This window comes from Rhizobium sp. L43, from assembly GCF_002531725.1.
In the GTDB taxonomy this organism is placed as follows: domain Bacteria; phylum Pseudomonadota; class Alphaproteobacteria; order Rhizobiales; family Rhizobiaceae; genus Rhizobium.
Genome location: NZ_NWSQ01000012.1, coordinates 137,732 through 149,742 on the forward strand (window position 1 = coordinate 137,732; position 12,011 = coordinate 149,742).

General features: G+C 63.5%; 10 protein-coding genes. 2 read left to right on the forward strand and 8 right to left on the reverse strand.

Annotation, left to right across the window (positions count from 1 at the left end):
* Positions 1 to 26: 26 nt before the first annotated feature.
* The 4 genes from CO667_RS17455 to CO667_RS17470 form a co-directional block, all read right to left on the reverse strand.
* Positions 27 to 578 carry a hypothetical protein gene (locus CO667_RS17455; RefSeq protein ID WP_097619554.1) on the reverse strand — a complete coding sequence of 184 codons (552 nt, stop codon included), beginning with the start codon at positions 576 to 578 and terminating at the stop codon, positions 27 to 29.
* A 210-nt stretch (positions 579 to 788) separates the two neighbouring features.
* Positions 789 to 1,868, reverse strand: coding sequence for a TIGR01620 family protein (locus CO667_RS17460; RefSeq protein WP_097619555.1), 1,080 nt, complete (start codon positions 1,866 to 1,868; stop codon positions 789 to 791).
* Entirely contained in the window at positions 1,865 to 3,340 is a 1,476-nt protein-coding gene (locus CO667_RS17465) for a YcjX family protein (RefSeq protein WP_097619556.1), read from the reverse strand. The genes CO667_RS17460 and CO667_RS17465 overlap by 4 nt, the downstream gene beginning before the upstream one ends.
* 77 nt (positions 3,341 to 3,417) lie before the next feature.
* Positions 3,418 to 3,912: a histidine phosphatase family protein gene (locus tag CO667_RS17470; RefSeq protein ID WP_097619557.1), complete on the reverse strand. Its 495-nt coding sequence runs from the start codon at positions 3,910 to 3,912 to the stop codon at positions 3,418 to 3,420.
* A 275-nt stretch (positions 3,913 to 4,187) separates the two neighbouring features.
* On the opposite strand from CO667_RS17470, the gene dksA reads away from it, so the two are divergent.
* Positions 4,188 to 4,607, forward strand: a complete 420-nt coding sequence (dksA, locus tag CO667_RS17475; RefSeq protein WP_003569003.1) for an RNA polymerase-binding protein DksA — start codon at positions 4,188 to 4,190, stop codon at positions 4,605 to 4,607.
* A 104-nt stretch (positions 4,608 to 4,711) separates the two neighbouring features.
* Here the strand turns inward: dksA and CO667_RS17480 are convergent, their stop codons facing one another.
* On the reverse strand, positions 4,712 to 5,347 hold the full coding sequence (locus CO667_RS17480) for a DUF1062 domain-containing protein (protein WP_097619558.1): 636 nt from the start codon (positions 5,345 to 5,347) through the stop codon (positions 4,712 to 4,714).
* Positions 5,348 to 5,751: 404 nt separating this feature from the next.
* On the reverse strand, positions 5,752 to 6,828 hold the full coding sequence (locus tag CO667_RS17490; RefSeq protein WP_097619560.1) for a flagellar biosynthetic protein FliO: 1,077 nt from the start codon (positions 6,826 to 6,828) through the stop codon (positions 5,752 to 5,754).
* Between the two features lie 301 nt (positions 6,829 to 7,129).
* Here CO667_RS17490 and CO667_RS17495 point away from each other — a divergent pair, with 301 nt between their 5' ends.
* Positions 7,130 to 9,733 carry a PAS domain-containing sensor histidine kinase gene (locus CO667_RS17495; protein ID WP_097619561.1) on the forward strand — a complete coding sequence of 868 codons (2,604 nt, stop codon included), beginning with the start codon at positions 7,130 to 7,132 and terminating at the stop codon, positions 9,731 to 9,733.
* Positions 9,734 to 9,982: 249 nt separating this feature from the next.
* Here the strand turns inward: CO667_RS17495 and CO667_RS17505 are convergent, their stop codons facing one another.
* Positions 9,983 to 10,909 (reverse strand): pseudouridine-5'-phosphate glycosidase, encoded by a 927-nt coding sequence (locus CO667_RS17505; protein WP_097619562.1) that lies wholly within the window; start codon positions 10,907 to 10,909, stop codon positions 9,983 to 9,985.
* Between the two features lie 87 nt (positions 10,910 to 10,996).
* On the reverse strand, positions 10,997 to 11,941 hold the full coding sequence (locus tag CO667_RS17510) for a carbohydrate kinase family protein (protein ID WP_097619563.1): 945 nt from the start codon (positions 11,939 to 11,941) through the stop codon (positions 10,997 to 10,999).
* Positions 11,942 to 12,011: the final 70 nt, after the last annotated feature.

Sequence of the window (12,011 nt, forward strand, 5' to 3'; positions counted from 1 at the left end):
AAGGAAAATCCGGAGATATCGGTTATCTATTGGATGGAGCCGACGGCCATCTCGTCGACCTGGCGGGTCAGCGTCAGGCCGATGACCGGGATCATCTGGCTTTCGACCTTGACCGAAACGGTAACGTTCATCGTCTTGTCGTCGCGCACGCGGGCGATCATCGCGCCGTTCAGCTTGGCGCGGTTGATGCCGACGACGACGGTATCTTCGCTGACGGCGCCGGAGACGACGTCAAGACCCTTGCCGGCGGCGCCGTCGAGGAACTTGCCCTTGTAGCTCGAGCCCGACTGCGAGATGACGGCGGTCATCGGCTGCTTGAAGACACCGACGCGGCAAGTGCCGTCGAGCTTGATGCCGGCGCTGCTATCGCCTGTGGGCTCGCCGATCAGGTTACAGGTGAACTTTGTGCCCTTGTACTTGCCGGCGACGATTTCGCCCGGGCCCTTCCACGAGCCGGCGACGGAATCGAAGAACGCCTTGTCACGGGTTGCGGCCGTGGCTGCCGGAGCGACATCTGCGACGGGAGACAATGCCGCGGCGGCCAGACCGCATATAATGAGAAACTTGCGCGAATACATGGATTTTCCTTGGCAAACACCACTCACGAATTGGCTGCAAGTTTTGCCGAATAATGGTTAATCCTTCCTTTCGATTGTGCCGAAATGCGCGGCGACACAGGGTTTTCGCGCGGCGACAATTTCAAATTATCATCGCTATATCCTTGAATCTGCTGCAAGTATTTCGGCATTACGCAGGGGAAGGTGAAAGCTGCGGAATCGCGTCGTCGATCAAGGATTGTTGTTGCGCGGTGACATGGACGGCGTGAGATCGCCGATAAAATCACCGATTCCCGGCCGCTTCAGGGCGTGGAAGGCGAGCGGGCGGCAGAGATCCATCGCCGCGATTCCAATACGGGCGGTCATCAGGCCGTTGATGACACCTTCGCCCAGCCGGGCAGAGAGCCTGGAGGCAAGCCCATGGCCGAGCACCTGCTGGACGAGGCTGTCGCCGACGGCGATCGAGCCGGTGACGGCGAGATGCGCGAGCACATCACGCAGCAGACGGAACATGCCGAGCGTGCCGGGGCGGCCGCCGTAAAGCTCGGCCATGGCGCGGATCAGGCGCACGGCCTCGTAGAGCACATAGAGCAGGTCGACGACGGCGCGCGGGCTGACGGCGGTGACGATCGAGACGCGTTTCGAGGCGCTGACGATCAGGGCGCGAGCCTTGCGGTCTAGCGGAGCGAGCAATTCACGCTCGGCCAACGCAATCAGATGCGGGGGATCGATAACCTCGCCCTCGGTCGCCTTCAGCGTTGCACGGCCCTTCGATGTTTCGGGATTGCCGGAAAGCAGTGTGGAGAGCTGCGCGACGACGGCGCGGGCCTTGGCCGGCCGGGTTTCAGCAATCGCAGCTTCCGCTTCGGCCTTGATTGCCTGGACGGCGGCAAGGCGCATCATGCCTGCTGTCTCGCGGATGACGAGGGCGAGCACGGCGAGGATGCCGACCGCGAGGACGGCAAGGGCGACATAACCCAGCCAGTCGGCGCGGGTGAAGAGATCGCGGATCAGGCTGTCGGTCCAGAGGCCGAGGCCAAGCGACAGCAGGATGCCGAAGGCGCCGGCGGCGATCTTGCCGAAGGAGGTCCGGCGCTTGCGCGGCGCGGCAACGGGAACTGCGCTCAGATCCCTGTCGGGATTGAGGAAGGGATCGTCCTCATCCGGCGTCACGACGATATGTTCAGAGAAGCTTTCCGGCTTGCGCCGCTCACCTGCCTGGCGGCCGTTGTCGCGCCGCTCGGTGGCCTCATCCTCATAGGTGAAGGCGGCAGGTGGCCGGCGCGGCGGATCGGACGGGGGCTTGCTCATGCGAGACGGTCTCCGAACAGGAACTGCATGGCGCGATCGAGGCGGATATGCGGCACCGACAGCTTGATGCCGCCGCCGGTTTCCTCAAGCTGCGGCGGGCGGAACCGGACGACGTTGACGTCGGGCAGTTGCAGGCCTGGTGCACCCGAGGCAATGCGGTCGAACAGGCTTTCCGGATCCTCCGGCAGGTCGCCGGGGAAGATCGCGGTCTTTTTCAGGCCGTCGAAGCGCTCGGCCCCGATGGTTTCGCCCTCCATCGGCGTGCCGACGATAACAGGCAGGTCATGACCGTCGCGCTTGACAGATGCCTCGCGGGTGGCGCGCACGGAGGCGAGCGCCATGACGTCGATGCCGGCGCCGGCCATGCCGATTCGCTCGATGGCGCGATCGACGAGGCGGCGGGTCAGCGCATCGAGCCGGTCGTGGCTTTCATGGTGGAGATGATCGGCCTTGGTGGCGGCGACCAGCACGCGGTCGATGCGGCGCCCGAGCAGCGAGGAGAGCAGCGAATTGGTGCCGGGGCGGAAACAGGCGAGCACATCGGTCAGCGCCCGCTCCAGATCCTGCACCGCTTCGGGGCCGCGGTTCATCGCCTGCAGTGCATCGACCAGCACGATCTGGCGGTCGAGGCGGGCGAAATGCTCGCGGAAGAAGGGTTTGACGACGACCGATTTATAGGCCTCGTAGCGCCGCTCCATCATCGTCCAGAGCGAGCCGCGGCCGGGACGCGCGTCCGGCGGCAGCGCCAGCGGTGCGAAGGTCAGCGCCGGCGATCCGTCGAGATCACCGGGCAGGAGCAGACGGCCGGGCGGCAAGGTGGAAAGCGAGCGTTCGTCGGCCTTGCAGGCCTTGAGATAATCGGCAAAGGCCATGGCGAGGTCGCGGGCGACCATCTCGTCGGCGCTGGCGTGGATATCGGCAGCACGCGTCAGCGCCAGCCATCCCCGCGACAGTTCGGAACGGACGCCGGATTCGGCAAGCGCGATCGTTTCCTCGCTGAAGGTGCGGTAGTCCTTGCCGAGCAGCGGCAGGTCGAGCAGCCATTCGCCGGGATAATCGACGATGTCGATCGACAGGCGGCCGGGCGAAAACAGCCGGTTCCAGCCGCTGGCGCTCTGATAATCCAGCGTGATTCGCAGTTCCGATATGGCGCGGGTCGAATCCGGCCAGATACGGTCCTTCACCAGCGCGCGGATATGGTCCTCGTACTGGAAACGCGGCACGGCATCATCGGGCTGCGGCTCCAGCCGTACCGCCGAGACGCGACCCGACTGCACCGGCTCGAACAGCGGCAGGCGGCCGCCATGCAGCAGATTGTGGACCAGCGAGGAAATGAAGACCGTCTTGCCGGAGCGGGAGAGGCCGGTGACGCCGAGCCGCACGGTCGGATTGACGAGGCCGCTCGCTCGGTCGGCGAGATTGTCGAGGGCGATGCGGGCGTCATCGGCAAAGGATGTCAGGCGTAGCGACAAGGCGCGATTCCGGTTGGTGACTGCCGGCAATATAGGAAGGGTCCGCCGCCCGCAAAAGAAGAGCAGCGCGAAAGACTTCAGACGACCACGAAATCGGTGAGGCGCCAGGCGGTGGCGGAAGCGTCGTAATCGACGACGGCAAGGCCTGCCGTCGGGAAGCCGCCGGGAAGGGCGCTGACCATCGCCTCATGGCCGATCAGCACCTCCAGCGCCTGCTCCATGGTTGGATTGTGGCCGACCAGCATGACAGCGGCCACCTCCTGCGAATCGACGATCTCGATATAGTTATCAACAGTGGCGTTGTAGAGCGCGTCGACATAACGAACCTCGAGCGAGAGGCCGATTGCCCTATACACCGCATCGGCCGTATCGCGGCAGCGCAATGCCGTCGAGCTGATCAGAAGATCGGGGCGATAGCCTTTGTCGGCGGCCTTGTCGGCGATGATCTCGGCATCGCCAAAGCCTTTTTCGTTGAGCGGCCGGTCGAAATCGCGCTGTCCGGGTTCGGCCCAGGCGGCCTCGGCATGGCGCAGGAGATAGATGCGGTTGGGCGGAGGCAGCGGTACGGTCATGGGCAAATCCAGGATCGGGCGGGTCTTTTCAGTAGCGGTTGCGATTGGCTGCCGTCAATCGCCAGCCGCGCCGCAACTGCCTAAAACCTGGCCGATAACACGGCGTTTTGAAGGCGAAGAGAAAAACGGTGGCCGGAATAACCATGACAAAATAGACCGTTAGCCGAAAATTGTAACAGATTTAAAAATCTGTTTACCTGTCGTATTTGGCTTGAATCGCGACTAGCCCTTGGGATATACACCCGCCAGATGAGATGTTCTTCAGGAGAATCGCGTTGAGTGAGAAGATCGATCTTAGCAATTACGTTCCCTCGGAAGAGGAAGAGTTCATGAACGTAAACCAGCGTGCCTACTTCAGGACCAAGCTGGTTGCATGGAGAAATGATATCCTTAGAGAAGCGCGCGAAACCCTCGACCATCTGGCCGAGGAAAGCGCAAACCATCCCGACCTCGCCGACCGGGCGTCGTCGGAAACCGACCGGGCGATCGAACTTCGCGCCCGTGATCGGCAGAGAAAGCTGATTTCCAAGATCGACGCAGCACTGCAGCGCATCGAAGACGGCACCTACGGCTATTGCGAGGAAACCGGCGAACCGATCGGCCTTAAGCGTCTCGACGCCCGCCCGATCGCGACGCTTTCGATCGAGGCGCAGGAGCGCCACGAACGCCGCGAAAAAGTCTATCGCGACGAATAATGGTTTTCATGCAGACATGAGCAGAACAAGCGCCGCGATCTGATCGCGGCGCTTTTTCGTTGAGCCATCATCCGGTGTACCGGAGAGGAATGTGGCTTCCGCAATTACAGCGGATCTCCTGTCGCCAGAGGTTTCCACGATTGCTCTCGCTCGGCCTCCATGGAGAGGTCGATGACGACAAGGGTGCCATTCCTGATCCGTCGCCGCATGATGTCTGCTCGCTCTGGATCCGTCCGGACCATGCCTTCAGCGTGAAGTGCCTGCAGCCTCGAACGTGAAACCGTCAGCTCGAACGCCAGCAGGCGGTCGAGGCGTGTGCTTGTCGGGAACGGGACCGCCAGTTCGATGGCCAGTCTCGTCCAATTTGCAGCTTCGTGCTGCATCTCCTTTGCGATTTCAAATTCGGCAAACTCATCCACACGCAGCGATTTGTGTCGGAGAGCATCGAGGTTGAAGGTCTCTGCCCGGATCCAGTCCGGATCGTTGGATTGCAGCGCCTCGAGGACTGCAGGATCGATGTCGCGGACATTGCGGCGCTCGAGGATCGGCCGGTTCCATGTCCTTTCGCAGATCAGACATTTGTAGATAAGCCAAGCGTCCAGCTTGCGACCGTTGGCGTTGAGCCGGATCTTGCCGCTGGATTGGAAGGCTCTCAGGCCTCCGCATCCGCCGCATGCAATCCAAGGCTGGGGAGCTGTTTTGGGAATAATGGTCCATCGGACCCGAAGCGTATCGCACATATCGTCTTGGTCTTCCGTTCGGAAGTCCACCAAGATGGTGCGTGAGATAACCCCTGCGGGCGCGGTGTGGCGATGTTGTGGGCGGCTGAAGAGCTGAGACAGCGGAGCTGCACATGGCACGATATAACAATGCCAAACCGGTCTCTCGCCACCACCCGATGAACATGTTCGAATGCCGCCAGCGTGTCGCTATGCGGCAGGGGTGAAACTGGACTGAGACCGGTATTTACTTAGGCAAAATGTAACCTCGAATGCGCCAACGCTCTTCACCCTGACCGATACCAGATGATCGGCATGATGGGGGAGGCCCAGGGCATCCTCGATCTGAAAAGCCGCGGCATTGCGGCTTTTATGCAACTTCATGGTGAAAGCGACGGCGCGGAACCCGACAAGCGCGGGTTTTCTCATTTATCGCGATTGACGCTCATTTCGCCGAAAATCCGGGCGACTTCCTTCTGCAGCTCGGTATCGGCGCCGGTGATGGGAGCAAGCTCTGGATCGCGGCGCGGCAGGTTGCCCGGCTGCGGTACGGCTTGGCGGGGCGCCTGGTTTGCCGGCGCCGGCACGATGCGCTCGGCCGTCAGATTGTTCGACATTTCCTGTTCCAGCACCCGCTGGAAATCATGGCGGATCGCCGCTGCCGACGCATCGTCCTCGGCCGGACCAGATGCGGCGCGCGCGGCGGCCGGCATGGGTTGGACGGGCGGGGTGGAGACCTCGGGTTCGATGCGCTGCTGCGGAAGCACGCGCTGGCGGGCGGCATCGAGGATCTCGGCCGCACTTGCGGTATCGTGGAACGGTGCGGGCTGCGCGGCTGGGGGAGCGATGGGACGTTCCGGCGGGCGCGGGGCGGCAGGCAAGGGAACGTCGCGTTCGGCCGACAGCGGCGCTGTCACAGGGGTCGCCGGAAGAGGGCTGGTGGCCACCGGCGGTGCCACGGCCGGCGGGACAGGCGGTTGGGCTGGCGGTTCGGGGCGCGGGCGCGGCTCTGGCGAAGCCGGAGCGGAGAAGGAAGGCTCGGCGGCCGGCTCGATTCGGGCTGCGCCAAGGGCTGCGATTGGGGCGACGACAGGGGCTGGGGCTGGGGCGCGGGGCGGGGAAACCGGCGGCGTTTCCGGCCGCGCTGGGAATATTGGGCGCTGCTCGACCGGTTGCGGGCGGTTGGCGCTTTCCGGCTGTTCGGCCGCTTCGGGCAGGATGCGGCTTTCGATGACGATATCGCTCGGGCCGCCGATCATGATCAGGTGCTCGACGTCATCGCGGCGCACCAGCACCAGCCGGCGACGGGCATCGACAGCTGCGGCATCCAACACCTGCAGGCGAGGCTGGCGGTTGCGGCCGCCGCGCACAAAGGGCGAGGGCGCCCGGCGGCGGATGACCCAGAGCACGAGGATGAGCAGGAGAAGCGCCAGACCGACGCCACCGGCGGCAAGCAGGAAACGGCTGCCATAAGCTCCGACAACATCATCCAACATAGTCACTCACTCCATTTCGCATTCGGCACATATTGACGACTTTTCCGTTCCTTAGGCAAGGGCCGCCGGTGCTGTCCAGTCACGGGAGAACGCGATTTCGTGTTCCGCTGCTTGGGCCGCCCGGCGATCGTGCTCACGGGCGCCGCGTCGGGCTTCAGGGGCAGATGGCGCTGTTGCCTGTGAATTCAAGCAGTCTTGCCGGCCACCGGTGTTTTTGCCGACGCGGCAAATTGCTAAGAAGGAAAGAGTGCCTGATTCCCGCTTCGTGTTCGTGCTAGGAAGTGGGAGGGGCTTATGTGAGGAATACATGACGAAACCGCGTCAGGCCGACGACTATAACGCACCGCTTGTGGATCGTGGGGGGCGTTCTGGCACGGTTTTGCGCATCCTTCTGCTGGCGCTCGTGCTGATCGCAGCCGCCGGCGGCTTCGTCTTCTTCAAAAAGTCGCTCGACAACGAGATCGTGCTCGGCGGCCTCGGCGTGCTCGCCATGGTCGGCATCTTCTTTCTGGTATCCTCGGTCATCGGCTTCATCGAGGTGATGCCGCAGCGCCAGTCCGACAGCCTGGCGCGCGCATTCCTCAACAGCCACCCCGACGGGACTTTGATCACCGACGAAAAGGGCCGGATCATCTATGCCAACGCCGCCTACGGCGCCCTGACCGGGGCGCGCAAAGCGACCGAGGTGCAGACGCTGGAAACGCTGCTGTCGCGCCACCGCGAATCGAACGAAGCGCTCTACAGGCTGGTCAACGGCCTGCGCGAGGGCAAGGAAGGCCGGGAGGAGTTCCGCCTGCTGCGCGCCGTCGGGCCTGGCAGCAACAGCTCCGGCGCGCATTGGTACCGGCTGAAGGCACGGCTGCTGCAGCCGGAGGAGAGCGGCGGCAGGCCGCTGCAGATCTGGCAGATCACCGACATCACCACCGAGCGCGACGACCAGGAGCGGTTCTTCAAGGAGTTGCAAAACGCGATCGACTATCTCGACCATGCGCCGGCCGGCTTCTTTTCCGCCGGCAGGAAGGGCGAGATTTTCTATCTCAATGCGACGCTTGCCGAGTGGCTGGGTCTCGACCTCACCAAGTTCGTGCCGGGCTCGATGACGATCGGCGACGTCGTGGCAGGCGAGGGGCTGGCGCTGATCCAGTCGGTGCAGGCCGAACCGGGCCTGAAAAAGACCGTGACGCTCGATCTCGACCTGCGCAAGACCAACGGCCAGAGCCTGCCGGTGCAGATCATCCACAGCGTCACCTCGATGCGCGACGGCGCACCCGGCGAAAGCCGGACGATCGTGCTGGCGCGTGAAAAGAGCGATGCCGGCGGCCAGTCCGCTTCGGCCGCCGCCATGCGCTTCACCCGCTTCTTCAACAACACGCCGATGGCGATTGCTTCGGTCGACGGCGAAGGCCGTATCCTGCGGACCAATGCGCCGTTCCTGAAGCTATTCTCCGGCGTCGTCTCGCGCGATGATCTCGAAAAGGCGCCGCATCTCGAAACCATCGTGCAGGAGAGCGACCGGCCTCAACTGGCCGAGGCGCTGGCGGCGGCCAAGGACCGGCAGGGCGATATCGCGCCGCTCGACACCCGCACGCCGACCGATGAGGCTCGCTATTTCCGCTTCTATGTCAACGCCGTCATCGACCAGAGCGACGAGGCGCCTGAGGAGGCGGCAATCGTCTATGCCGTCGAGGTAACCGAGCAGAAGGCGCTGGAAGCGCAGATGGCGCAGACGCAGAAGATGAATGCAGTCGGCACGCTCGCCGGCGGCATCGCGCATGATTTCAACAACGTGCTGACGGCGATCCTGCTGTCCTCCGACCATCTGCTGCTGCAGGCGCGGCCCGCCGATGCCAGCTTCGCCGACCTGATGGAAATCAAGCGCAACGCCAACCGCGCCGCCGTGCTGGTGCGCCAGCTGCTCGCCTTCTCGCGCAAGCAGACGATGCGGCCCTCGGTACTGAACCTGACCGATGTCGTCGGCGACCTGCGCATGCTGGTCGACCGGCTGCTCTCCGGCACCAACGTCAAGCTCGACGTGCAATATGGCCGCGACCTCTGGCCTGTCAAAACAGACCTCTCGCAATTCGAGCAGGTACTGATCAATCTTTGCGTCAATGCGCGCGACGCGATGCCGGAGGGCGGCACGCTGACCCTGCGCACCAAAAACCTGACCGCCGCCGAAGTCTCGGCCTTCAACTATTCCTACATGCCGGCCGAAGACATGGTGCTGGTCGAAGTTGCCGATAATGGCACCGGTATCGCACCGGAGATCATGGACAAGATCTTCGAGCCGTTCTTCACCACCAAGGATGTCGGCAAGGGCACCGGCCTCGGCCTCGCCATGGTCTACGGCATCGTCAAGCAATCGGGCGGCTACATCCAGCCGGAATCCGAAGTCGGCAAAGGCACGACGTTCCGTGTTTTCCTGCCGCGCCACATCCCGGAGCCGGCGGTGGCCGCAGAAGCGGGTTCGATCGACGGCGCCATCGCCGGGGCGGAGGTGCTGCCGCAGCCGGCAACGCCGCAGCAGCCGGAGGACCTGACCGGATCGGCCGTCATCCTTCTCGTCGAGGACGAGGAGGCGGTGCGCCGCGGCGGCAAGCGCATGCTGGAAACGCGCGGTTATACCGTGCACGAGGCGGGATCGGGCGTCGAGGCGCTGAGCATCATGGAAGAACTCGATGGCAAGGTTGACATCGTCGTTTCCGACGTGGTGATGCCTGAGATGGACGGCCCGACGCTGCTGCGCGAGCTGCGCAAGACCTATCCCGACATGAAATTCATCTTCGTCTCCGGCTATGCCGAAGATGCCTTTGCCCGCAACCTGCCACCGGAGTCGAAATTCGGGTTTTTGCCGAAGCCGTTTTCGCTGAAGCAACTCGCTGTTGTGGTGAAGGAGACGTTGGAAGGGTGAGTGGCGCTTGTCGCAGGGTGAGTGTGGGCGTTGTGCCGTGTAAGCCCCCCTCTGCCCTGTCGGGCATCTCCCCCACAGGTGGGGAGATCACAAGCGGCGAAATCCTCCCGTCACAGCAACGTCTCGCCGAGCTGCAACGGATATTTGGTTGGGGGAAGCCAGCGCGTCTAGCCAATCTCCCCACCTGTGGGGGAGATGCCCGGCAGGGCAGAGGGGGGCTTGCCTGGCACCGCCGGCAGCCCGTAGTCCTCATTCACCCAGCGCCACCGCAATCTCAGCCGCCAGCCGCGCATTGTTCTCAACCAGTGCAATATTGGTCTTCAGGCTCTGGCCGTCCGTCAGGTCGAAGATGGTCGAGAGCAGATAGGGCGTTACCGCCTTGCCGGTGATCTCGTCGCGTTCGGCGCTATCCAGCGCCCGCTCGATATAGATCTCCATCTCCTCGCTCGGAATCTCATCAGCCTCTGGCACCGGGTTGGCGACGAGCATGCCGCCGTCGATGCCGAGCTGTTCGCGCACCGTCTGGAAATTGGCGATGGCGGCCGGGCTGTTCAGCGACAGCGGGCTACGGATACCCGAGGAGCGCGACCAGAAGGCAGGGAATTCTTCGCTTTCATAGGTGACGACGGGAACGCCGCGGGTTTCCAGCACTTCCAGCGTCTTCGGAATGTCGAGGATCGCCTTGGCGCCGGCGCAGACGACGATGACGCCGGTGCGGGCAAGCTCCTCGATATCGGCTGATATATCGAAGCTTTCCTCGGCGCCGCGGTGCACGCCGCCGATGCCGCCCGTGGCAAAGACGCGGATACCGGCGCGGGCGGCCGCAATCATCGTCGCCGCGACCGTGGTAGCGCCAGTGCGGCGCTCAGCGATCGCGAAGGCGAGATCAGCGCGCGACACCTTCATCACTTCGGTCGCCTTGGCGAGCTGCTCCAGTTCGCCGGCTTCAAGGCCGATATGCAGCGTGCCGTGAATGACGGCAATGGTTGCCGGTACCGCACCCTGTTCGCGGATGATCGCCTCGACGCTGCGGGCCATCTCGATATTGCCCGGATAGGGCATGCCATGGGTGATGATGGTCGATTCCAGCGCCACGATCGGGGCACCGCGCTGCTTGGCGCTGGCGACTTCCTTGGAATAGGCGATCGGCAGAAGAGGAGAGATGGGCTTGGTCATGGGCGTGTCCTGTGATCGACAGAGCATGATGCCGAAACGTGTGAGCGGTTTTCGGACCACATCATGCTCAACTCTTTAATTCGCCGTTCAATGCAGAATTCTGACCGCGGGAACAAGGGCAAGCGCCTCATTCAACAGATCCGGCGTCAGATTTTCGTTGACGGCGTGCCGCGACTGCACCGTCAGCGTCGCGGCCGCGGTGCCGTGGCGGACGGCTTCTTCGAGCGGCAGGCCGAGCATCAAGGCGGCAATCGTGCCGGCGGCAAGGGAATCGCCGGCACCGGTGACATCGGCGACGGTGTCGGCGATGGGAGGCTGCAGCGTCACGGCCCGACCATCGCATAGTGCGACGAGTTCACGGCGGCCACGGGTGACGACGGCGTTCCTGATGCCGATCTCGTTCAGAAGCGACGGCCAGCCGGCGGCATTCTCCGGCTGCTGCCCAGTCAGAGCTCCCGCTTCTGCCTCGTTCAGGAAGAGGTAGTCTATATCCCCGATGGAGGGTTTCAGCCTGACGACCTTGGCCGGCGAGATGGCGATTGCCGCGGCGGGCTTCGCAAGGGAACGCGCCTTTGCGACGATTGCCGCGATCGTCTCTTCCGGCAGGTTGGCATCGAAAAGAATCAAATCATGGGCGGCGAAGGCCTCGCGCACCCAGCGGATCGACAGACGCCGCGGCACGAAGAAGCGGTAGAGATCCATGTCGGCAAGGGCGATCACCAGATTGCCGTCCTTCTCGATGATCGCCGTATAGCTCGGCGTCTTACGATCGAGGAAGATGAAGGGCCGGTCGTCGATGCCGGAGGCATCGGCAGCTTCACCGACCATCTCACCGATGGGATCGCCGCCACGCGGCGAAATCATCGTTACCTGAAAACCGAGCCTTGCAAGGTTGCGCGCCGCATTGAAACCGCCGCCGCCCGGCTCCTCGAACCAGGTGCCGGGATTGCTGGCGCCAGGCGCCGTCTCGCCGAAGATGCGGCCGCGCCGATCGATATGGGCACCGCCGAGAACGAGAATCTTTTTCTTCATCCGATCCGCTCTCCTGATGCCCGAGGGACGAATCGATACGGTGCGCCCTGCCTCGCCCGAGTCGGCACTT

Bases quoted from the DNA above. Each gene is read 5' to 3' on its own strand.
- CO667_RS17455 (WP_097619554.1), bottom strand. From the start codon at position 578: ATGTATTCGCGCAAGTTTCTCATTATATGCGGTCTGGCCGCCGCGGCA.
- CO667_RS17495 (WP_097619561.1), top strand. From the start codon at position 7,130: ATGACGAAACCGCGTCAGGCCGACGACTATAACGCACCGCTTGTGGAT.
- CO667_RS17510 (WP_097619563.1), bottom strand. From the start codon at position 11,941: ATGAAGAAAAAGATTCTCGTTCTCGGCGGTGCCCATATCGATCGGCGC.
- CO667_RS17480 (WP_097619558.1), bottom strand. From the start codon at position 5,347: ATGTGCGATACGCTTCGGGTCCGATGGACCATTATTCCCAAAACAGCT.
- CO667_RS17470 (WP_097619557.1), bottom strand. From the start codon at position 3,912: ATGACCGTACCGCTGCCTCCGCCCAACCGCATCTATCTCCTGCGCCAT.
- CO667_RS17505 (WP_097619562.1), bottom strand. From the start codon at position 10,909: ATGACCAAGCCCATCTCTCCTCTTCTGCCGATCGCCTATTCCAAGGAA.
- CO667_RS17460 (WP_097619555.1), bottom strand. From the start codon at position 1,868: ATGAGCAAGCCCCCGTCCGATCCGCCGCGCCGGCCACCTGCCGCCTTC.